This is a genomic window from Bradyrhizobium sp. UFLA05-153 (assembly GCF_054185185.1).
The window spans coordinates 56695-78285 of record NZ_JBBIAM010000019.1; the positions used below are offsets into that span (position 1 = coordinate 56695).

The window sequence follows — 21591 nt, forward strand, 5'->3', positions numbered from 1 at the left end:
CGCGATGCAACCGCCGAGCATGGCGAGGCGCGGCACTTTGAAGTGCAAGCGTGTTGTCTAGACGGTCCGGATGCCCTGCGGATGGCTGCGCATCAGCTTCTCGACGACGGTCAGCAGGACTGCGCGCGTGGCAAGCGCCGGCTCCGACAGCGGCAGATGATCGGAGACGCACAAGGAGACAGTCGCCTCGATGGCGGGGCGCACCAGCCGCCGCACCTCGACGCCGGCAAAGCTCGACGCGCTGGCGGCCGCAACCGAGGCCGGCAGGATGGTCGAGCCGAGCCCCTCGGTGACGGCGGCGCCAAGCGCGGAGACGGACTCGATCTCAGAGGTCACATTCGGCGTCACTCGCGCCCGCGCAAGCGATTCATCGATCAGGCGCCGCAAAAAGTGGCCCTGGCTCGGCAGCAGCAGCTTGACGTCGGCCAGCGCCGACAGCGGTAGCGGCTCATCCGCTGGCTTTTTCGCCGCCGGCCCGGCGCGCGAGACAAGATACAGTTCTTCGCGAAACAGCGGTTGCAGCTTGACGCCTTTGATCGGGCCGGAGCCGTAGATCATGGCCATGTCCATCTTGCCGGTCATGATCAGCTCACTCAGTACATGACCAAAGCTGTCATTGATATGGACGATGATCTGCGGATGCAGCGTCGACATCTCCTTCAATATCGGCAGCGACAGCGTGCTCGATGCCGAATAGGTCGCAAGGCCAATCGACACTCGCCCGGCCAGCGCCTTGGTCGATTGATCGATATCGATCTGCGCCTGTTCGATCTGCTTCAGCAGCAATTGGGCGTGGCGATAGAGGATCAGGCCGGCTTCGGTCGGGACGATGCCGTGGTTGGAGCGGAGCAGCAGCTTGTGCTTGAAGTGGCTCTCGAGCGCGGCGATCTGCTGGGAGAGCGCCGGCTGCGCCGTCCGCAACAGGCCGGCGGCGCGCGAGACGCTGCCGGCGTCGACGACTTTGACAAAGCTCTTCAGCTTCCTGAAATCGACGCTCATCTCTGTCGAACGCTATTCCTCAAATCTGTGCCGACACTATCCTTTATCTAGCCCATTGATTTCAATGAGTTTCTTCCTGGGATCGCCGTTTTCGCTCAGCGCAGGGCGCGGCAGGCCCGCTCGATCCGGTCGCAGGCGTCCTTGATCGCGTCCATCGAGGTCGCGATCGACAGGCGGAAATACGGCGACAGGCCATAGGCCGCGCCCTGCACGGCGGCGACGCCGACTCCGTCAAGCAGATAGAGCACGAAGTCGAGATCGTTCTCGATCACCTTGCCATCTGGCGTGGTCTTGCCGATCACGCCGGCACAGCCGGGATAGAGGTAGAAGGCGCCATCAGGCACGAGGCACGACAGGCCCGGGATCGCATTCAGCCGCGCGCATGCGTAGTCGCGACGTTCCTTGTACAGCTTGACGCTGTCGCGCACGAACGACTGGTCGCTGGTCAGCGCATGAGCCGCTGCCGCCTGGCTGATCGACGACGGACAGGAAGACATCTGCGATTGCAGCTTGTTGATCGCCGCGACCAGCGGCGCGGGGCCGGCGGCATAACCGATCCGCCATCCAGTCATGGCATAGGTTTTGGACACGCCATTGGTCAGCAGAATGCGATCCTTCAAGGCCGGCACCGCTGCCGCCAACGTGGTCGCAGGCTCGTCGCGGTACCAGATTTGGTCGTAGATATCGTCTGACAGCACAAGGACATTGGGATGGCGAAGCAGCACAGCACCGAGCGCCTCGAGGTCGCTGCGGGAATAGGCCGCGCCGGTCGGGTTCGACGGCGCATTGAGGATCAGCCAGCGCGTCTTCGGCGCAATCGCGGCTTCCAGCGCCTCGGCCGTCAACTTGAAGCCCTGGTTCTCCGAGCAGCGGACCATCACGGGCTTGCCGTCATTGGCGATGACCATGTCGGGATAGGACACCCAATAGGGTGCGGGAATGATGACTTCGGCGCCCTCCTCCACGCTCGCCATCAGCGCCAGGAACAGGATCTGCTTGGCGCCGCCGCCGACGCAGATCTCATTGTCCGCATAGTCGAGCCCAAGGCGGCGCTTGTAGTCGGCGATCACAGCCTTGCGCAGCGCAACCGTGCCGTTGACGGCGGTATATTTGGTCTCGCCGCGGTCGATCGCCTCATGCGCCGCCTGCTTGACGTCGTCGGGCGTATCGAAATCAGGCTCGCCGATCGCCATGTCGACGATGTCGCGGCCGGCGGCCTTCAGCTCGCGCACCCGCGCGGACGCCGCCGTGGTCGGTGATATCTTGATGCGCGAGACGCGCGCGGCCGGCACGAAGATCGTCACTGTGATCGTCCTTTTAGTTTGTTAATCGCGTCAGTGTTCGACGTCGGTCTCACCGCGCATGCGGCCGGTGAGGAAGAGCTCGCCGAGTTCGTCATGGGTGATGTCGGCGGGACGGCCGTCCCAGATCACCTTGCCGAGCCGCAGGATGACGGCGCGCTGAGCCACCGCCATCGCCTTCTTGGTGTTCTGCTCAACCAGCAGGATGGTCTGGCCGGCTGCGTTGATGCGCAAGAGCTCGTCGAACACGATACCGATCGCGGTCGGCGACAGGCCGACCGAGGGCTCGTCGACCAGCAGGATCTTTGGCCGCTGCAGCACGGCCATCGCGACCTCGAGCAATTGCTGCTCGCCGCCGGACATGTTACCGGCGAGCGTATTCCGGCGCGTCTTCAGGATCGGAAACAGATCATAGACATAGTCGCGCTCCGCCTTCACTCTGGCATCGCGCAGCGTGTAGGCGGCCATCTGCAGGTTCTCGTCGACCGTCATCACCGGAAAGTTGCAGCGGCCCTGCGGCACCCAGGAGATTCCCTCGGCCAGGATCGCGCGGGACTTGAAGGCCGAGATGTCCTTGCCCTGCCAGTTGATGCTGCCGCCCTTGACGGTCGTCATGCCGTAGAGCGTCTTGAGCAGCGTCGACTTGCCGGCGCCGTTCGGCCCCATCAGCGCGACGAACTGGCCCTGTGGCACGTCGAGATCGACGCCGTTGAGGATGTCGAGCGAGCCGTAGCCGGCGCGCAGACCCTTGATCGAGAGAGAGGGTTCAGCCACCGAGATAGGCCTCCCTTACCGCCTGGTTCTGGACGATTTCGTCGGGTGTTCCTTCCGCAAGCTTGCGGCCCTGGTCGAGCACGACCACGCGCTTGCACAGGCTCGTCACCACGTCGATATTGTGCTCGATGATCAGGAAGCTGACGCCGAAGGAGGTGTTGGCGAGGCGAATGCTCTCGACCACGCGCTCGATTAGCTTTGGATTAATGCCGGCCATCGGCTCGTCGAGCAGAATGAGCTTCGGCTCGGGCATCAGCATCGAGGCGAACTGGATCAGCTTCTGCTGTCCACCGGAGAGCTTGCCCGCGGGCTGGAAGCGCACGTCCCAGAGGCCGGCGATCTTGATCAGCTCGCGCGCCCTCTCCCTTAGGGCCGTGACGCGGTTGCGCGCGGCGGCGCCGATGCCAAAGGTCGACCAGATCCCCGGAAAGGTAAACATCTGGCCGGCGATCACGAGGTTCTCCTCAATATCGAGCGCTGAGAACACCACTGTCTTCTGGAACGAGCGCAGCATGCGCCCTTCGCGGGCTATGTCGTTCAGCGACCAGCCCGTGATGTCCTGGCCATCGAGCTTCACCGCTCCCGCGCTGGGCTTCGCAAGCCCGGTCGCGCAGTCGAAGAAGGTCGATTTTCCGGACCCGTTGGGTCCGATCAGCCCGCAGATCTCGCCACGATCGACATGCAGGTCGACGCCGTCGACCGCACGCACGGCGCCGTAGGATTTGCAGAGGCCCGAGATGTCGAGGATCGGCAGCCCGCTCATTTGCGCCTCTCGAGGAATGACCAGAAGCGGCCGATCAAGGGGGCGAACCCGTTCGGGAAGTAGAACACAAGGGCGAGCAGGAAGAAGCCGTAGGCGATCATCCGCAGCTCCGGCGCGACGCGCAGGGCTTCGGTGAGGCCGACGAACAGCAGGCTTCCGAAGATGACGCCCGAGATGGTCCCTGCCCCGCCGCCGAGTACGATGATCAGCATCGTCGTCGAGTAGTACATCTGGAAGGTCAGCGGGCTGACCACGGTCAAATAGTGCGCATAGAGGCTGCCGCCGAGCCCGGCAAACACGGCGCTGATCATGAAGACGACCAGCTTGTAGTGCCAGGTAGGGATGCCCACGGATTCAGCGAGCGTCTCATTCTCGCGGATCGCGATCATGTTGCGGCCGGCCGGAGAGCGAACCATCAGATAGACGGCAAGGGTTGCCAGCGCAGCGATAGCGAGCACCAGATAGTAGAAGCCGACGGTGCCGGAGACCGTGAACGAAGCCGGCCCCAGTGCGAAGTAAGGCTTTGGTATCGCCGCCAGTCCCATGTCGCCACGCGTCAGGCTGATCCAGTTCTTGGCGATGGCCTGGCCGATAATGACGAAGCCTAACGTGCACATCACGAAGGAGGTGGCGCGCAGCCTCAAGGCGGGGATCCCGAGCGGCAGCGCGATCGCGCCGGTGACGAGGCCGGCGGCGAGGAAATTCAGATAGAACGGCGTACCGAAATGCACCGCCAGCAACGCGGAGGCATAGGCGCCTATGCCGAAGAACGCCGCCTGCGCCAGCGACAACAGGCCGGTGTATCCGAGCAGCAGGTTGAGACCGTGGGCCGGCAGCAGGAAGATCAGGGCGATGATGATCGCGTGCAGCGGGTAATTGCCGAGGAACAGCGGCGCGACACAGGCCAGCGCGACGAGCGCGAAGCCGAAGGGAATGCGGAGATCCGGTCCCCTCCTCACGGCCGGGCTTGCGGCTGATGTCATGGTCTGGTCTCGGACGATCTCGGTCAATGTCACATCCCAGCGATCAGAAGCGCGCCTGCGCGGAGAACAGCCCGTGCGGACGCCACATCAGCACCAGCATCAGGGTCGCAAAGCCGACGGTGTCGCGGAACTGCAGGCCGACATAGGTGGCAACCAGGCTCTCGGCGATGCCAAGGATCATCGCCGCGACGAAGGTGCCGCGAACATTGCCGAGCCCGCCCATGATGATGATCGGCAGCGTCTTGAAGGTGATGAGCTCCCCCATACCGCCGTAGACACTGACGTTCACGGGCGCGGTCAGCACACCCGACAGTGCCGCAAGGCCGGCACCGAGAATGAAGGTCCACAGCGCAACATGGCGGACGTCGATGCCGACCACCGCGCAGCACTCGATGTTCTGCGACACCGCGCGCATGGCCTTGCCCATTCGGCTGTAGGTGACCATCAGCTCGAGGCCGACGAACACGATGAGGCCGACGATGATGATCAGGATGCGCTGCTCGGCCAGCGTGAAGCCGAACAGGCTTACCGGCTCGATATAGCCGCCGGAGAAGAACTTGTAGCTGCCGCCGAACACCAGGATGATGGTGTTCTGCAGGATCAGCGCGACGCCGAGCGTTGCGAGCACGCCGGCCTCGGCCGGTGCTCCCACGATGCGCTGCATCACGAAATTGCCGACGACGACGGCGATCACCGCCGTCGCCACCACGCCGATCACGATCGCCACAGGATAGGGCAGATCGAAATGGTCGATCGCGAACCAGGCTCCGAAGGTGCCGAGCATGTAGTATTCGCCATGGGCGAAATTGATGGTGCGCAGCACGCCGAAGATCATCGTCATGCCGACGGCAACGATCGCATAGACCGATCCAGATACGATGCCGTTAACGATCTGCTCGATGACCGTGTAGAACATGTTGATCCCGTTGCGCTGCCCTATTTCGGATAGTCGATCTCGGCCGAATAGGCTCCCTTGATGACCGGCTTGCCATTCTCGATCTCGAGAAGGATCATCGGCAAGCGCGCCTGGTTGTGATCGTCGAAGGTCACTTCGCCAACCGCGCTCGCATAGTGGATGTTGGACAGCGCGGTGCGGACCTTCTCGCGGTCGATGCTCTGGGCCTGCTCGATCGCCTTGGCCAGCAGGTGCACGGTCTCCCAGTGCACATAGGCGTGGTTATTGGGCGCCTCGCGGAACTCGGCGGTGAACTTCTCGACAAAGGCCTTGCTCTTCTCGGACTCATAGGCCGGAAGCCAGGCCGCCGCCTCGATGGCTCCTTCGAGCGCCTTCGGCGCCGCCTTGATGGAGCTTGCCGTATTGAACTCGGCGTTCCCGATCAGCGGAATCTTGCCGGCGATCCCGACTTCCGTCATCTGGCGCCCGACGATGGGCGTGCTATCGGCATTGCCGTACATGATGATGGCCTGGGCGCCGGAATCGCGGATCTTGGACAGCACGCTGCGGAAATCCACTTCGCCTTCCTTGTAGTAGTCTTCCGTCAGGATCTGGCTCTTGAAACGAGGCAGGTACTTCTTGGTGAACTCAATGGCCGCGCGCCCATAATCGCTGTCGACCGAGAGCACAGCATATTTGGTAAACCCCTTCTTCTCGGCGGCGTATTGCAGCACGATCAAAGCGCGGTTCTCGTCGGTCGGATAGTTGCGGTAGGTCCATTTGAAGCCGCCGACGCCCGCCTTGTAGGTGATCTTCGGATTCGACGACGCCGCATTGAGAAGGAGCACGCCGGCATCCTCGGCCACCGGCTGCATCGCAAGCGTCACCGAGCTCGAGACGTCGCCAATGATGAAGTCGACTTGATCCTGGTCGATCAGCCGCCGCGTCGCCGAGACACCCTCGACCGGCGTCCCCTGGCTGTCACCGGCCATGATGTTGATCTTGCGCCCGCCGACTCCGCCGGCATCGTTGATTTCCTTGGCCGCCATTTGCGCGCCGCGTAGCGAGAAAGCGCCATAGCGGGCATTCGGCCCGCTCATCGGCGCTACGAGGCCGAGCTTGACGGTTCCATCCTCGCTTCGGGCGAAGGCGCTTGAGGAAACGGCTTGCAGTCCAATAAGGGCCGTTCCGATGCAAAATCCCCGCCGGCTCAACTCGATCGTCATGTCCCCGCTCCGTTGCTGCTGCAAATGTGCGTCCTCCAAATTCTGCCACTTCCGTGGTCTTCTTCGATTTTGGCGGCGGCTAGCGGTAAAAAATAGATTTACGTGCGTCAGCTGGGGAAGCACGACTGCGGTCTGCCGCCATAGCGAATTTTTATGGCGGCGCCCCTGCGCTCCGTCGGTTGCCGCGCTCTATGTGCAGCTAGCGTGTGCGAGAGACCGCTAAGAGATATCCGCTTAAGTTAGGTTCGCCCTGTGCTCGCTGCCCACCGGCGGCCTTTTCGCCTTCCGCGCAAGCCAGAGCGAACGGCGCTTCTGCTACTCAGCGCCTCGGCGAAATCGTCGACCAACAAAGTAACCGACGTCCGCCGCTCCAGTACGGCGCTACCTATATTGGAAGACCTGCTCACGTTATCTGTGATGAGATCTTTCTTGATCTCCCAGTGCACATATCGTGCACACGCCCACTTCCAACCATTTGAAACACCTGAACTCTCGCTCCGCTCCATCATGATGGGCGCAATGGAAAATTTGCGATCTAAGCTTTTCATTTTAGAGAGATATTTCTACTCTCGGCCCTTTGTATGATTGGACCGATTGAGAAATCTGGTTTTGGCCAAGCTTCCGGTGTTGGGCTCTTCTAGGACCATATATGCATGAATTGGAAGCGGAAATCGCCTCTTCGGGTTCTCGGTGCACACGCCGTGCACATGAAGGGGTGTCGCCCAACAGGCGGAGCACCGGAACATCTTTGCCCCTTTGCCAGCCGAAAGCGAGGTTCACCATGATTTTCAACACGATCACCTCGAAGTCCTGGATCAGGCGACCTGGTGCGCCACTCGTTGCTTTTGCCTTGGCCCTCACGCTTTCGATTTCGACGGTGCATGCCAACGAGGATGCGCACAAGGTCGGCGTAGTGTCCTTTGGCCTTTTTGGCGATCAAGGCGTGTTTCAAAGCGAGGCGATCGGTGCAGCCAAGGTCGTCGCAGATCGTTTCGAAGTTGGCCCGATCGAGGTGCGGTACAATTCGAAGAAGGGTGGCAGCGCTACGGCCGAAACGCTGGCCAGGTCGTTACAGGTTGCGGCCGGCCGCTTGGACGCCGAGAAAGACGTTTTGTTCCTAATTCTCACCTCGCATGGCTCGCCAGACGGCCTTGCAATCAAGGCTGGGCGGCTTGTGCAAACGCTCACGCCATCCCGTCTCGCCGAGATGCTCGGAAAGACCGGCGTGCGCCACAAGGTGGTGATCATCTCGGCCTGCTACTCTGGAGTCTTCATCCCTCGTCTCGCGAATCCCGATGTCTTGGTCATCACAGCGGCCGACGCCGATCATCCGTCGTTCGGCTGCGAGGACAAGGCGAAGTGGACCTATTTCGGTGACGCCTTCTTCAACGTCGCGCTCCGTCGAGCCGAAAGTCTGAAAGATGCATTTGCCAGTGCGCGCGCGCTCGTCAGGAGGCGAGAGCTGCGTGAGCATTTCGAGCCGTCGAATCCCCTGATGGCAGGTGGCGAAAACGTGCAGCCCTTGCTGGTTGCCCGTCCTTGAAGCGATCGGCCACGCTCGTGATAGCCACGCCAGCTCCCTTCGGCCCCATCGACTAGCTTGCCGTGGACCGTCGCATCATACCTCTGTTGTTGACGTAAAGCGCTTTGAAAGCGGCGTGATCGACCTCGTAGCGATTGCGGTTGGCCTCATTCGGCGCGATTTGAGACACAATCGGGTTAATGCGGTCGATATCCTCCGGCACGAAGATCCCGCACCCTATTCCTGCGAGAAAGGCAGATCCGAGCGCAGCACCCACCGTCTGCCGGCGCACATTCTGACGGACGTCCGCAATGTCGCTAACGCATTGTGTCCAGAGTGGATTCTGCACGCCGCCTCCGGCGGCATAAATGCTTCGAGCCGGCTGTATTTCGGCAAAGCCGTCGAGATTGTGCCGGGTGGCGTGCCCGATTCCCTCGATCAGCGCACGATAGACATCGCCGCGCCGGTGCGCGAGCGTCAGGCCGCAGATCAGTCCCTTGGCCTGCGGATCGTTGATTGGCGTTCGCTCACCACTGAAATAGGGCAGCATCAAAATGCCGTTTGCGCCCGGCGGACTTTTGAGAGCCTCTTCCATCAACGTCTGGAAGGATGAATCCTCGTCGCAAAGTCCGGTCATTTCCTTGCGAAACCATTGGGTGAGACCGCCTCCAGTCGCAAGCCCGCCCATGACGCTCCAGGTGTTCTCGAACAGAAACGGCGCGGCCCAGAAACGGGAGTCGACGACAAGATCGGCATTGACCTGGATGAAGAAGGCCGTAGTGCCATACATGATCATCAGGTCACCCGCCTTTTGCACACCGACGCTGATCGCTTCGCTCGCCGCATCGATGGTGCCAGCGATCACAGCCGTGCCGGCGGCAAGCCCGGTTTCGCGCGCGGCCTCAGAACTCACGTGGCCGATAATCTCCGTTGTCCAGGCTATTTCAGGCAGCCAGTCGACCGGGCAAATCCGTTCGATGGTCTCGTCATGCCAATCTTTGGCGGCAAGGTCATAGAATGGCGTGTAGCAGGACGCGCCGTAGTGATCGACGACCCACCGTCCCGTCAATCGGTGAACGATAAAGGTAGGACACCCGACGATCCGCGCAGTTTTGCGGAAAGTGTCAGGCTCGTGCTTGGCAAGCCATCGTAACTTCGGGCCGACAGACTGTGTCGTCAGCGGATTGCCGGTTCGGGCCAGCACGGCCGGTGCGCCGAGTTCAGCGTTGAGCTCTTCGATTTCGGCTTCGGCGCGGGTATCCACGCCATACAGGATGGCTGGACGTAGCGGCTTTCCGGCTTCTGTCACAGGCAGCGCACAGGGGCCAATCCCGCTGCACCCGACAGCAGCGATCGCGGCCGGGTTGATCCCACTGTCCACGATCAGCCGCTGGCTCAGCGTGCGAAAGCCCTCCCACCAATCCTGCAGCGCATCATGTTCGGCAAGTCCTGGCCCCGGCACACGCATGTCGTGCTTGCGCTGCGCCGTTGCCCGAATAGTACCGGCCTCATCAAGCAGGACGCCTTTGCTGGAATAACTGCCAATATCGATGCCTAGGAGGTGGCGCATGAATATCTCCTCCGTTCGAAGGAGAAGCCTGCTTTCATATCGCGCAGAGCCAGTGCAAGCAGTGCCGCTATCTGTTCAAGATCGGCAAGGTCGCAGGTTTCGATCGGCGCATGCGTGTAGCGTGTCGGATAGCCGATATCGATGGAGGGAATTCCTTCACCCACGAGCTGAACGTACGAGGAATCGGTCAGGCAGCCGGTGTGAGCGCTGCGCTGGATCGGCATGCCCACACGGCCTGCTGTCTCCACGAGATGATTGAGGAGCGCGGGATGCGCAAGCGTGCCATTGAGCGTGCCGCGCCCGTGGAAGCTGTAGAGGCCAAGCGCCGGGCCGCCGCCAAGCTGCAGTTCGCCGCGCTCCGCGAGATCAGGCGTATCGGAGGCGACCATGATGTCGATCGAAATGGCGGCATCTGGCCTGAGACGCTCGGCCGCAAGCATGGCGCCGCGCAGATTGAACTCCTCCTGGACCGAAAAGACCGCATGCAGCGTTGCGGGAACGGGTTCATCCAGAAGTCTCTGCACGAGGTCCATAAGCGCGGCGCAGCCGGCGCGGTCGTCGATCGCCGTTCCGGACACACGGGTACCGGCCAACCGTTCGAAAGAGGGGCAGTACGTGACGGGCGCACCGATTTCGACGCCGAGGGCGCGCACCTCTTCCGCCGATGTGGCGCCGAGATCGAGGAAGAGCTTGTCATAGCCGAGCACCTGGCCCTTTTCGTCTTGCGGCGTGGCATGGTGTGCCTTGACACCGACGACGCAGGGGATCTGCCTGCCGTGCTGGTTCATGATCACCAAGCGGAGGCCCGGCAGCACACGTTCGGGCACGCCCCCGAGCCGTTCCACCCGAACGAAACCGTTCGCTTCGATCCGCCGTACCACGAGGCCAAGCTGATCGGTGTGGGCGAAGACCATCACCGATGGAGCAGCGGGGTCTGCCCCCTTCACCGTGAGGGTCAGATTCCCGAACGCATCGCCGTGACTCTCGACGCGGCGGTCGGAAAAGGTGGCCCGGATGTAGTCGCTCACCGGATCTTCGTAGCCGGAAAGACCAGGTATCAGGCAGAGCTCTTTGGTCCATGCCTCGATGCGTGTGAGGCTGCGTTGGTCAATCGTCACTTTGGTCCAATCTGGTCCGGTACCGGACCTTTGCGGGTCAGCGGATCTGGATCGAGCCGGCACCGCTGCCGGATCGGGCGAACATTTCCTAACCGACCGCGCGCGAGGCAGAGCGGATCGCTTTGACCTTATCCATGAAGGCCTTGACACGCGCCGGATCGACCGGATTCTCGAAGATGCCGTCGACCTTGAATGTCGATCCCACGACTGCCCCGTCCGAAACGGCGAGCTGGCGTTCGATATTGTCGATCCGGCAACCCGTGTTGCAAAGCACGGCTGTGCCCGGCACGGCCGCTTTGACCGTGGAAAGGACCTGGGTGTCTGTTTCGGCGCCAGCGGTGAGGCCGGATACGCAGATGGCGTCAGGCCGGTTGTTGAACGCGGTCGAGCGGGCGATATCCGCAATCGGGCGATCGCCCAGATAGGCGGCGGCTTCGGGCACGATGTTGAACAAAAGCCTGAGCTTCGGGGCGAGCCTTGCCTTGTGGCGCGCCGTTTCACCGACATTGGTATTCCACAGCCCGAAATCGCTGGCGTACACCCCGCTCATGATCTCGCGGATGAAACTTGCTCCGGTAGCGGCTGCAAGATCGATCGAAGCAATGGGATCCCACAAGACGTTGACACCAAACGGCACCTTGATGAAGCGCATGAGCTCGCCGATGACGCGTGCCATGGCCACGGTGGTTTCGGGACGTACCTTGGTCAGGTAAGGAAGGCTGAACTCGTTGGAAAACATTACAGCGTCGGCACCGCCGTTCTGAAGATGGTCGAGATCGGCTTGGGCCATTTCGACCACTCTCCTCATCCCGCCGGCCGCATCATATCCGGGATCGCCCGGCAATGCCTGCAAGTGACACATGGCGATGATCGGCTTGTCGACATGAAAGGTTTCCTTGAGCCACTGCATGAGCGTGTCCTCTTTCGATCTTTATTCGGCCAAAGCATTTCGCTGCGGCACAGCATGGCGAAAGATGGCCCCTCACCCTAATCTGCCGTAGATGGACGTCGGCCAAGACCATCTTACCATATGCGTCAGGCTCTCAACGCTCCCTCGGTTCGGCGGGCCGAGACAACGGAATGCGTTCGTTCCTCTTGCCTCATTCTAATCGATAATGGCCACGAGTTCGTCGAGAGGCCCCGCTGTTTGTCCCGTCCCTGCTAGCTGCGGCCTGACGGCAGTTCGGTCATCATGCACGATTGGCGACGCAGGCAACCATGGTTTGATTAGTCCGCTTTGCGAAAGGCCGCCGATCCGCGTGTGGCGCTTCGCATTGAAGGCTTGCTGTCGGCCTTTGCTGCGCTTGAGGTCTGGACCCATCTCCTCGGACGCCTTTCGTCAATCATGGCGCTTATTGACAGCGGCAACAGCAGGACCTAGCCTGCCCTGGTATACTAGGTATACCAATGTCCCCTCAGCTCAAACGATCGCGTCTCTTTGAGCAGGTTGTCGATATCCTCGAGCAGAGGATACGCGATCGGGAATTGGTGGCTGGTGCCGAGCTGCCATCGGAGCGTCAGCTCATGGCGGAATTTGGCGTTGGCCGGACAGCCATCCGCGAGGCATTGTTTCATCTGCAGCGCGCAGGGCTCGTCGATCTCCGGGCGGGTTCGCGGGCACGGGTCACAGCGCCCAATGCTGAAGTCGTTATGACGTCGCTGTCGAGCAGTGCCAAATATCTGCTCTCCGACGATGACGGCGTCCGTCATTTCCAAGATGCGCGTGCCCTCTTTGAGACTGGCCTGGCACGTGATGCCGCACGCAACGCCACAGCAAAGGATATCCGTTACCTGAGCGATGCGCTTGACGCGAACTACAAGTCCATTGGTGACGTTCAACGCTTTGAGGACTCGGATATAACATTTCACTACGCGATCGCTACGATCCCCAAGAATCCCATCTATGTGGTCATGCACCGAGCCATCATCGATTGGCTCGTCGACCAAAGGCGTGTGACGCTCAGCTATCCCGGTCAGAACCGCGTCGCCTTCGACGCGCATGTCGCGATCTTCGAAGCGATCAAGGCACACGATCCGGAACTTGCCGATGCCCGCATGCGCTCGCACCTCGATCAGGTTGGCAAGCTCTACTGGAAGGTCCGGAGGGCGGGCAAATGAACGGTTTGCGGACAGGACCAGCGCCAACCTGATCGCGAACAAGAACGTCGAATGGGTTTGATCTCAACTCCGAGGGATCGAACAACAGACGCCAAACGGGAGGATGAACAATGGCTCGTGCCGGACTTAAGCAAATGACCCGCACGCCAGAGGCCAAGCTTGGTCATTTCATCGTCGAGTTTGCCACTCCTGGAATTGGCCATATCCTCAAACAAGCGGGTTGCGATTTCGCACTTTTCGACCTGGAGCATTCGGGCTTCGGTTTCGAAACAGTCAAGAGTGCTGCACGCTATTTTGAAGCCGCAGGGTTGCCGGCCATCGTCCGTGTGCCTTCAAAGGAATATCACCACATTGCGCGCGCCTGCGACGCTGGAGCGGAAGGGATCATGATCCCGATGGTTAGCACTGCCGCAGAAGCAGAGGCCGTCGTTGGTTGCATGAAATATTATCCGGACGGAAGACGTGGGGTTGCCTTGAGTATTGCGCATGATGCCTATGGGCAGGGCCCGGTACCCGAGAAGCTTGCGGCTGCCAACGAGCGGACAACACTGTTCTGCCAAATCGAGACTGCTGAAGGCGCCGAAAATGCCGACAAGATTGCCGCCGTCGATGGCGTCGACTGCCTGTGGGTCGGCCATTTCGACTTGTCAGTATCGCTTGGCATCCCCGGCCAGTTCGACCATCCGAGATTTCTGAAGGCGGTTGAGCAGACGATTGCGGCCGCCAAGAAGCACAAGAAAGCACTCGGCCGCCTGGTACCAACTACCGAGGTCGGCATATCGCTCTACAAGCAAGGCTTCGATTTCTGCTGCTATTCGGGTGACGTGTGGGTGCTTCGGGATGCGTTGGCCGCCGCAATCACCACCTTGCGGAAGGGATGCATGACATGAACGCGCCATTCCGTGTTGCCCTTTCAGGTGACTTCAGGAAACCCGACGGCTCGGCCGTCTACCCCGATTTCGATCTGAAGCCTCTGCTGGAGACCCCCGGCGTGGAAATGGCCTATCTGGACAACGCCAACCCTCTGCGCAGCAGCGATCTTGAAGGCTTCGACGCACTTATCCTGCTGGCTCACCGCTTTGCGCCCGAAAGCGCCCCCAAAAACGGCAGGCTCAGCATCATAGCCCGCTTTGGCGTCGGCTATGACACGGTGGATGTGCCAACCTGTACCGCCGCAGACATCGCGTTGGCGATCACGCCGGACGGCGTGCGCCGCCCTGTCGCAGTGTCGATCATGACCTTCATTCTGGCACTCGCCGGAAAGCTGATGGTGAAGGATAAGCTTACCCGGCAAGGTCCGCCGGGTTTTGCCGCCCGTGGCGAGCATATGGGCTTTGGCCTGGTCGGCAGGGTGCTCGGTTCGATCGGTATCGGCAATATCGGAGCCGAACTGTTCCGGCTCGCCAAGCCGTTCGACATGAGGTTCATCGCTCATGATCCATTTGCGGATTCCAAGCTGGCGGCCGCGCTGGGAGTCGAACTCGTCGGTCTCGACGACCTCTTCGCCCGCGCCGACATCGTTACGGTGAACTGTCCACTGACGGCCGAGACACGCCATCTCGTGAACGCAGACCGCCTCGCCCTGATGAAGAAGACCGCCTTCTTCATCAACACTGCGCGCGGACCAATTGTCGATCAAAACGCGCTCACAGACGTTCTGGCGAGAAGGCGGATCGCTGGCGCCGCCCTCGATGTATTCGAGCAGGAGCCGACCGATCCGTCCGATCCGCTGTTCGCACTCGACAACGTCATCGTGACGCCTCACGCACTTTGCTGGACCGATCAGTGCTTCGCCGGAAATGGCGCAGCCGATGTCAGGGCTGTGCTCGACATTCAGCGCGGGCAGATTCCGAGCGGTATCGTCAATCGCGCCGTACTCGAGAAACCGAATTTCCAACGCAAACTGGAGGAGTATCGCCGCCAATTTGCCCATTGAGAATTCCTCGCCGCTAACGAGCGAGGGACATTTGAAAGGCTCTGCCATTCAAGGAACGGGAGGATATAATGATCAATAGACGTGATTTCGGAAAGATTGGTCTGGTCGCCGGCCTCGCCGCAACAATGGGAAGGCCGGCGTGGGCTGCGTCAGCCGCCGACACCGCCGTCAAGGCCGCGCAGCAATACAAGGGGCGCACGATCACGATTGTCTGGGAGGCAGGGCTGCAGTCGCTCGATCCCACTCACTTCTCGGGTCCGAAGTGGAAAGAGCTGACCGGGATGGACGTGAAGGTCGTCGAGGTCGCGACTGCCGAGATGTTCACCAAGATCATGCAGGACTACAAGTCGGGAGCCGGCGCCTATGACGCTCTCAACGTCATACCTGCCTGGATGCCCGATCTTGCCCAGGCCGGCGCGCTCGAGGTCCTCGACCCCTATGTCGAGAAATACGGCTACGCTCCCGAGCTACAGACGATTGCGCCGACCTATCGCGACAACCAGATGAAAGTGGGCGGCAAGATCTACGGCTTCCCCGACGATGGCGACGTTTTCCTGATGTACTATCGGCGCGACCTCTTCGAGGATCCGGCCGTACAGAAGGCCTTCAAGGAGAAGACCGGCAAGGACCTCGCGGTACCGAAGACATGGGCGGATTTCGATGTCGTCGGAGCTGGTCTTACGGCCATCCTAAAAGACAAGGGCATCTACGGCGCCTCCTTCTTCCGGCAGCCTCCCTACGCGATGTACATGTTCGAGGAACGCTTCCGCAATGAGGGCGGCAAGTTCTTCGACGCTGACACCATGAAGGCCACGATCAACTCCGATGTCGGCGTCAAGGTCTTCACCGACATGCGCAACGAGAACAAGTTCATGCCGCCAGGCGTGGAGCAGTTCGGCTTTGTGGAGAATCTCGCGACTTTCCTGCAGGGACAATCGGCCATGACCATCTCCTGGCCACCCTATGGGCGCTGGGCCGAGGGTTATGGTACGGACCAGGAGGCACTGAACTGGGTCCCGAAAACAACTATCGCAGGCAAGGTAGGCTACGCCTTACCGCCGGGAGGACATCCCGAGCTCGCTGCAGGCTTTGCGTTGTCGATTTCGTCCACCTCGAAAAACAAGGACGCCGCCTATCTGTTCATCCAGTGGCTCAACAGCGAAGATGTGAGCCGCCAGCGCGTTCAGCTTCCCTATACGCTACGCGATCCGTTCCGCGACGCGCACTATGCGGATCCTGGCTATCTCGCCCTGTGGCCAAATGCCAAGGACTATCTGGCGGCCTTGAAACAGGCCTCGCAGACGGGTCTTCTCGATCTGTCGCTTCTGCAAACCGACAAATATGAGGAGGTCTTGCGCCAGGCGATTTCAAAGCTGTGGGCGGGCGACGATCCGAAGACGATCCTCGATGCGGCAGCAGCCCAGTGGAACGACATTACGCAGAAGATCGGCGTCGACAAGCAGAAGCCGGTCTATGCGGCATGGGCCGCTGAGTCCGGCGCCTATCCGAAAACATAAGCACGCCGCTCCCTCTCCCCTCTCCCGCTTTCCAGCGGGAGAGGCTCCGCCCACTGTCGACGACGGCACGAGACCAAAGCGGAACGTATCCCGAATTCAGCCATGGCCGCCATCGCCCATCCCGACCGCAACTTCAAATACTGGCTGATCTTGCCGGCCGTCTTCCTGCTCTTGCTGGTCGGCCTGTTCCCACTGATCTTCTCGCTGGTGGTGAGCTTCATGCGCGTCACCATGCTGGAGACTGACACATCCTTTGCCGGATTGGTGAATTACGTCCAGCTCTTTCATGACGCGAGACTATGGCAGTCGCTCCTCCACACACTGCTTATCATGGTCATAGCCCTGCCCATCGAGCTGCTTCTCGGCCTCGCCATGGCCTACCTGTTCCTCGACCGTATGCCCGGACGACAGCTTCTGGTTTCGCTGCTGGTGCTGCCGACAATCATCTCACCGATCGTCGCCGGCGCCACATGGCGGCTCCTGTTCGATAACCGCTATGGTCCGATCAACCAGATCATTGGCTGGTTCGCTGGCCACCCTGTGCCGGCCCTGTGGACAGTCAATCCCGGACTCGTCTATCCCGCCATCATCTTCTGCGAGATCTGGCAGTGGACACCGTTCATGTTCCTGATCTTGCTCGCCGCCCTTTCCAATGTCGACCGCTCATTAACCGAAGCCGCTGAGATCGACGGAGCGCGCTTCTGGCGCAGCTTCCGCTATGTTGTCCTCCCCGCAATCTTTCCGGTGATGTCGATCGCCATTCTGATCCGTGGCCTCGACCTCTTCCGCATCTTCGACATCATCTGGGCGCTCACGGCGGGCGGTCCCGGCACGATGACCGAGACCATTTCCGTCTACACCTATGTCCAGGGATTCAAGCAGTTCGAGTCGAGCTATACGGCGGCGATCGCCTTCCTTGTCATCGCGCTTCTCACCGTCATCGTGACCTGGGCTATTCGGCGCATGGGGCTGGCAAAATGAAAGGCGCACCGTTTCATCGCCGCAAGGAGACGAAGCTCGTCTTGCGCTATCTCATGGCAGCGTTCCTCGTCGTTATATTTGTCTTTCCGATCTACTGGCTGTTTGCCATTTCGTTCAAGACCCCAGGCGAGATCTTCGCTTTTCCACCGGTGTGGTATCCGAAGAGCATCCAGTTCAACAATTATGCGGTGCTGTTCAAGGATGGCGATGCCAAAACGGTCGGCAACAGCCTGGTACTCTCTTCGGTATCAACCGTCTTCGCCATGATCTTCGGCACCATCGCCGCCTACTCACTGGCGCGCTTCAAGACGGGCGGCGAAAACCTCGGCGTTTGGATTATATCGCAGCGCATGATGCCTCCCGTGGCCATCGCATTTCCGATCTTCCTCTTCTATGTCTGGCTCGGCTGGGTCGATACCTACATCGGGCTCATCATCCTCTATACGGCCTTCAGCCTGCCCTATGTGATCTGGATGATGCGGGGTTATATCGAGGAGATTCCGCTAGAGCTCGAAGAGAGCGCCCTCATCGACGGCTGCAATCGTTGGGAGGTCCTGTGGAAGGTGGTATTCCCGATGGCGCGCTCCGGACTGTTCGCCACCGCGGTCTTCACCTTCGTCTTTTCCTGGAACGACTTTCTGTTTGCACTGGTGCTCACCCGCACCGAGGTCACGACCTACACGGTCCAGGTCACGCATTACTTTGGAGGCCAGTCGAATTTCTGGTCCAAGATCGCCGCGATGTCGGTGCTTGGGACCATTCCTGTATTCATCACCGTCGCAACGCTGCAGCGCTATCTCGTCCGCGGCATATCCATGGGCGCAGTCAAGGGTTAACTCGTGTCGGATCTGAAGATTACCGGACTCCACAAGCACTACGGCACATACCACGCCGTCAAGGGAATCGATCTTGAGGTACCCTCGGGCGAATTCACGGTCCTGGTGGGCCCATCGGGATGCGGAAAATCAACCCTGCTTCGTACCATCGCAGGACTCGAGGAGGCGAGCGCCGGCACAGTCGAAATCGGCGGACAGAACGTCACGTGGGCACGCCCGCGCGATCGCGACATCGCGATGGTGTTCCAGAATTACGCGCTCTATCCCTATCTCAACGTCTATGAAAACATTGCATTTGGCTTGCGGGCGAGGAAAGTTGCGTCCGCCCAGATCGACAAGCGTGTGAAGCGCGCCGCCGACATGCTCGGCATTGCGCAACTTCTTCAGCGCTTTCCGCGTGAGCTTTCTGGCGGTCAACGCCAGCGCGTCGCGATCGGCCGCGCGATCGTGCGCGACGCGCTGCTCTTTTTATTCGATGAACCGCTGAGCAATCTCGATGCCCAGCTTCGCGACGACATGCGGGTTGAAATCAAGCGGCTCCATCAGGAGCTCGGCCGCACCATCATCTACGTGACTCACGACCAGATCGAGGCGATGACGCTCGCTGACCGCATCGCTCTGCTGCGCGACGGCAGGATTGAACAGCTCGGCACGCCGCTCGATTTGTTCGAGCGGCCGGCAACGCGCTTCGTGGCCGGATTCCTCGGCAGCCCGAAGATGAACTTCCTTCCCGCCACCGTCGAGGCCGGAGAGGTAACCCTTCGCGACGGAACCAAGCTGACCCTGCCTACCGGGCGCAAGGCGCCAAACGGTCAAGCCATAATCTTGGGACTCAGGCCCCAGCACATTGCCAAAGCCAGCGCGAGCGCTGCGCCAGGTCACGTGCAGTTGCCGTCGACTATAGAGCTCGTCCAACCGACGGGCTCGCGGGTGCAGGTTAGCATGCCGCTCGGGGGAATCAGCATCACCGCGGAATTCGCGGCTCACGAGGTCACAGCGCCGGGCGAACAGGTTCGTATCGACATCGATATGAACCGCGCCGTTCTGATCGATCCACAAACTGACAAGGTCATTTGAGGGAGCCGCCATGGCCCAGAGGAAGCCGAGCCGCGCAATCAAGCTCTTCGGAACCGAAGCTCTCGAAGGCAAACGTCGCGAATTGACCGCAGGTCCCATCTCGGCTGTCTTCGACAACGGCGCCTTACGCTACATCCGCTATTACGGTGAAGAGATCTTGCGAGGAATTTCCTATATCGCGCGCGACAAGGACTGGGGCACCTATGCTCCGGCAATCGAAGACCTGAAAATCCGCCAGAACAAGGATGGGTTTGCCATCGCCTATCAAGCCATTTGCAAGGACCAAGATCAGGCGATCCGGTATTCCGCCAAGATCGACGCAAACAGCAATGGCACACTGACGTTCTCGGCCGAAGGAACGCCCCTTTCTGACTTCCTCACCAATCGCACGGGGTTTGTGGTGCTGCATCCGCTCGTGGGAACGGTGGGGCGCCCGGTTGAGGTCATCCACACGAATGGAAAGAAAGAGCGGCGCAAATTCCCGAAGCTCATCAGCCCCGGTCAGCCCATCTTCGAAATCCGCTCGCTCAAGCACGAGCCGCTGTCCGGCGTTGCCGTCACCGTTCTGATGGAGGGAAACAAATTCGAGATGGAGGACCATCGAAACTGGATGGATGCCTCCTACAAGACCTATGTATGCTCCCTGCTCGATCCCTGGCCGTACACGCTGGAGAAAGGCAAGAGCTTCAGCCAGTCAATCACCCTCACCATCTCAGGCAAACCGCCGAAATCGAGGCCGAGGACCTCCGCTGCCGATACGACGATAACTCTTGCAGGCACGAAAGGCCGTATTCCGCAAATCGGCCTCGGCGTGCCGATGGGGGAAGCCGCGGCGGCGCTCGAGGCCGTGGACCTGATCGCCGCGGCGAAGCCTCAGTCGCTCGTTTGCCAGATCGATGGACGCGAGCGAGGACAGGAAGAAGCTGCTGCCTGCTACCGCGATCTGTCAAGGCAAACGGGAGCTCCGGTCACACTCGAGATCATTCTGCCGGCCAGGGAGCCGGCCGATAAGGAAGTGGCTGCGATCGCGCGCGCAGTGAATGCCGCGGGGCTCACACCTGCGTCCGTTGTTGTCACCCAGATGCACGATCTCAAATCGTTTCAGCCCAACACAACGAGGCCCTGGGGGCCCACCTACGAGGAAATGGCGACGGCAGCGCGAGCCTCCTTCCCCGACGCCACGCTTGGCGGTGGAATGCTCTCCTATTTCACCGAATTGAACCGCAAACCCGTCCCCCAGGGCGTGTTTGACTTCATCACACATACCGGCTGTCCCATTGTCCATGCCCCAGACGACATCTCGGTCATGGAGACTCTTGAGACTCTTCCGTGGATCTTCGCTTCAGCACGCGCCATGATCGGCAAAGTGCCCTATCACATTGGCCCGACCAGTATTCCATGTCGTGACAACCCCTATGGCGCAGCGGTCGCGCCAAACCCGGACAACAGGCGGATCTGTCTCTCCGATATTGATCCGCGCCAGCGCGGACTCTTTGCCGCCGCATGGAGCCTCGGCTATCTGTCGGCGGCCGCGAGAGCCGGTGTCGACGCCGTGGCCCTCGGCTCTGCCACTGGCGCGCAAGGGATGATCTATCGCAAATTGGCCCATGCCCAACCGTGGTTCGACGGTGGTAACGCCAGACTGCTCCCGATCTATCATGTGATTGCAGGTCTTGCCGGTGCGAGCGGCGCAAGGCGCATCGATACGGATTCGTCTGCACCTCTAAAGCTTGCCGCTCTTGCCCATCGCAACAAGGCCGGCCAAGTGCTTTGGCTTGCCAACCTTTCGAGCGAAACTCAGCGCGTGAAGATCAAGGGCTTCGATGGCCCTGCTAGAGTGGATGTTCTCGCCCCGGGAAGCTTTGAAGCGGCCGCGCGCAATCCTGCCTGGCTCGAGAGCGGCGGCACCTTCGTCCGCAGGGTGGGAAGCTTTGAACTTCCGTCCTATGGGGTTGCTCGAATCAAGAGCGGCTGA

19 protein-coding genes are annotated in these 21591 nt (G+C 60.7%); 9 read left to right on the top strand and 10 right to left on the bottom strand.

Features of this window, described 5'->3' with window-relative positions; all coding sequences use genetic code 11:
- Window positions 1–57: 57 nt before the first annotated feature.
- The 7 genes from nac to Q2941_RS14085 form a co-directional block, all read right to left on the bottom strand.
- A complete protein-coding gene (nac, locus tag Q2941_RS14055) occupies window positions 58–999 on the bottom strand; it encodes a nitrogen assimilation transcriptional regulator NAC (RefSeq protein WP_254112988.1) in 942 nt (313 codons plus the stop codon).
- A gap of 95 nt (window positions 1000–1094) precedes the next feature.
- Window positions 1095–2303 (bottom strand): aspartate transaminase, encoded by a 1209-nt coding sequence (locus Q2941_RS14060; protein ID WP_458192827.1) that lies wholly within the window; start codon window positions 2301–2303, stop codon window positions 1095–1097.
- A 30-nt stretch (window positions 2304–2333) separates the two neighbouring features.
- Window positions 2334–3074 (bottom strand): branched-chain amino acid ABC transporter ATP-binding protein, encoded by a 741-nt coding sequence (locus Q2941_RS14065; protein WP_254112990.1) that lies wholly within the window; start codon window positions 3072–3074, stop codon window positions 2334–2336.
- Window positions 3067–3837 (bottom strand): ABC transporter ATP-binding protein, encoded by a 771-nt coding sequence (locus Q2941_RS14070; RefSeq protein ID WP_458192828.1) that lies wholly within the window; start codon window positions 3835–3837, stop codon window positions 3067–3069. Before Q2941_RS14070 ends, Q2941_RS14065 begins: the two co-directional genes overlap by 8 nt.
- Window positions 3834–4820 (bottom strand): branched-chain amino acid ABC transporter permease, encoded by a 987-nt coding sequence (locus tag Q2941_RS14075; RefSeq protein WP_458192852.1) that lies wholly within the window; start codon window positions 4818–4820, stop codon window positions 3834–3836. Before Q2941_RS14075 ends, Q2941_RS14070 begins: the two co-directional genes overlap by 4 nt.
- A gap of 43 nt (window positions 4821–4863) precedes the next feature.
- Complete coding sequence (locus tag Q2941_RS14080; protein WP_458192829.1) at window positions 4864–5736, bottom strand: branched-chain amino acid ABC transporter permease; 873 nt, start codon at window positions 5734–5736, stop codon at window positions 4864–4866.
- 20 nt (window positions 5737–5756) lie between these two features.
- A complete protein-coding gene (locus Q2941_RS14085) occupies window positions 5757–6941 on the bottom strand; it encodes an ABC transporter substrate-binding protein (RefSeq protein WP_458192830.1) in 1185 nt (394 codons plus the stop codon).
- 658 nt (window positions 6942–7599) lie between these two features.
- On the opposite strand from Q2941_RS14085, the gene Q2941_RS14090 reads away from it, so the two are divergent.
- A complete protein-coding gene (locus Q2941_RS14090; RefSeq protein ID WP_458192831.1) occupies window positions 7600–8484 on the top strand; it encodes a C13 family peptidase in 885 nt (294 codons plus the stop codon).
- A 52-nt stretch (window positions 8485–8536) separates the two neighbouring features.
- On the opposite strand, the gene Q2941_RS14095 is transcribed toward Q2941_RS14090, so the two are convergent.
- From Q2941_RS14095 to Q2941_RS14105, 3 genes are all read right to left on the bottom strand, one after another.
- Window positions 8537–10033, bottom strand: coding sequence for an FGGY-family carbohydrate kinase (locus Q2941_RS14095; protein ID WP_458192832.1), 1497 nt, complete (start codon window positions 10031–10033; stop codon window positions 8537–8539).
- Window positions 10018–11151, bottom strand: a complete 1134-nt coding sequence (locus Q2941_RS14100; RefSeq protein ID WP_458192833.1) for a M42 family metallopeptidase — start codon at window positions 11149–11151, stop codon at window positions 10018–10020. The genes Q2941_RS14095 and Q2941_RS14100 overlap by 16 nt, the downstream gene beginning before the upstream one ends.
- Before the next feature lie 88 nt (window positions 11152–11239).
- Window positions 11240–12061, bottom strand: coding sequence for a BtpA family protein (locus Q2941_RS14105; RefSeq protein WP_458192834.1), 822 nt, complete (start codon window positions 12059–12061; stop codon window positions 11240–11242).
- 497 nt (window positions 12062–12558) lie between these two features.
- Between Q2941_RS14105 and Q2941_RS14110 the strand changes: the two genes are divergently transcribed.
- The 8 genes from Q2941_RS14110 to Q2941_RS14145 all read left to right on the top strand — a co-directional run bounded on the left by Q2941_RS14110 (window position 12559) and on the right by Q2941_RS14145 (window position 21591).
- Window positions 12559–13269, top strand: coding sequence for an FCD domain-containing protein (locus Q2941_RS14110; protein ID WP_035664576.1), 711 nt, complete (start codon window positions 12559–12561; stop codon window positions 13267–13269).
- 110 nt (window positions 13270–13379) lie between these two features.
- On the top strand, window positions 13380–14159 hold the full coding sequence (locus tag Q2941_RS14115; protein WP_458192835.1) for an HpcH/HpaI aldolase family protein: 780 nt from the start codon (window positions 13380–13382) through the stop codon (window positions 14157–14159).
- Window positions 14156–15205: an NAD(P)-dependent oxidoreductase gene (locus tag Q2941_RS14120; protein ID WP_035664578.1), complete on the top strand. Its 1050-nt coding sequence runs from the start codon at window positions 14156–14158 to the stop codon at window positions 15203–15205. Before Q2941_RS14115 ends, Q2941_RS14120 begins: the two co-directional genes overlap by 4 nt.
- A gap of 68 nt (window positions 15206–15273) precedes the next feature.
- A complete protein-coding gene (locus tag Q2941_RS14125) occupies window positions 15274–16722 on the top strand; it encodes an extracellular solute-binding protein (RefSeq protein WP_027527126.1) in 1449 nt (482 codons plus the stop codon).
- Between the two features lie 102 nt (window positions 16723–16824).
- Complete coding sequence (locus Q2941_RS14130) at window positions 16825–17703, top strand: carbohydrate ABC transporter permease (RefSeq protein WP_035664580.1); 879 nt, start codon at window positions 16825–16827, stop codon at window positions 17701–17703.
- The gene (locus Q2941_RS14135) at window positions 17700–18539 is read left to right on the top strand and encodes a carbohydrate ABC transporter permease (protein WP_458192836.1); all 840 of its coding nucleotides are present in this window, start codon (window positions 17700–17702) and stop codon (window positions 18537–18539) included. The genes Q2941_RS14130 and Q2941_RS14135 overlap by 4 nt, the downstream gene beginning before the upstream one ends.
- Before the next feature lie 3 nt (window positions 18540–18542).
- Window positions 18543–19616, top strand: a complete 1074-nt coding sequence (locus Q2941_RS14140; RefSeq protein ID WP_027527129.1) for an ABC transporter ATP-binding protein — start codon at window positions 18543–18545, stop codon at window positions 19614–19616.
- Between the two features lie 10 nt (window positions 19617–19626).
- Window positions 19627–21591, top strand: a complete 1965-nt coding sequence (locus tag Q2941_RS14145) for a D-apionate lactonase family protein (protein ID WP_458192837.1) — start codon at window positions 19627–19629, stop codon at window positions 21589–21591.

Excerpts from the sequence above, each read along its gene's own strand:
- nac (WP_254112988.1), bottom strand. The coding sequence starts at position 999 with ATGAGCGTCGATTTCAGGAAGCTGAAGAGCTTTGTCAAAGTCGTCGAC.
- Q2941_RS14070 (WP_458192828.1), bottom strand. The coding sequence starts at position 3,837 with ATGAGCGGGCTGCCGATCCTCGACATCTCGGGCCTCTGCAAATCCTAC.
- Q2941_RS14075 (WP_458192852.1), bottom strand. The coding sequence starts at position 4,820 with ATGACATCAGCCGCAAGCCCGGCCGTGAGGAGGGGACCGGATCTCCGC.
- Q2941_RS14080 (WP_458192829.1), bottom strand. The coding sequence starts at position 5,736 with ATGTTCTACACGGTCATCGAGCAGATCGTTAACGGCATCGTATCTGGA.
- Q2941_RS14085 (WP_458192830.1), bottom strand. The coding sequence starts at position 6,941 with ATGACGATCGAGTTGAGCCGGCGGGGATTTTGCATCGGAACGGCCCTT.
- Q2941_RS14095 (WP_458192832.1), bottom strand. The coding sequence starts at position 10,033 with ATGCGCCACCTCCTAGGCATCGATATTGGCAGTTATTCCAGCAAAGGC.
- Q2941_RS14105 (WP_458192834.1), bottom strand. The coding sequence starts at position 12,061 with ATGCAGTGGCTCAAGGAAACCTTTCATGTCGACAAGCCGATCATCGCC.
- Q2941_RS14110 (WP_035664576.1), top strand. The coding sequence starts at position 12,559 with ATGTCCCCTCAGCTCAAACGATCGCGTCTCTTTGAGCAGGTTGTCGAT.
- Q2941_RS14115 (WP_458192835.1), top strand. The coding sequence starts at position 13,380 with ATGGCTCGTGCCGGACTTAAGCAAATGACCCGCACGCCAGAGGCCAAG.
- Q2941_RS14120 (WP_035664578.1), top strand. The coding sequence starts at position 14,156 with ATGAACGCGCCATTCCGTGTTGCCCTTTCAGGTGACTTCAGGAAACCC.
- Q2941_RS14125 (WP_027527126.1), top strand. The coding sequence starts at position 15,274 with ATGATCAATAGACGTGATTTCGGAAAGATTGGTCTGGTCGCCGGCCTC.
- Q2941_RS14130 (WP_035664580.1), top strand. The coding sequence starts at position 16,825 with ATGGCCGCCATCGCCCATCCCGACCGCAACTTCAAATACTGGCTGATC.
- Q2941_RS14135 (WP_458192836.1), top strand. The coding sequence starts at position 17,700 with ATGAAAGGCGCACCGTTTCATCGCCGCAAGGAGACGAAGCTCGTCTTG.
- Q2941_RS14145 (WP_458192837.1), top strand. The coding sequence starts at position 19,627 with ATGGCCCAGAGGAAGCCGAGCCGCGCAATCAAGCTCTTCGGAACCGAA.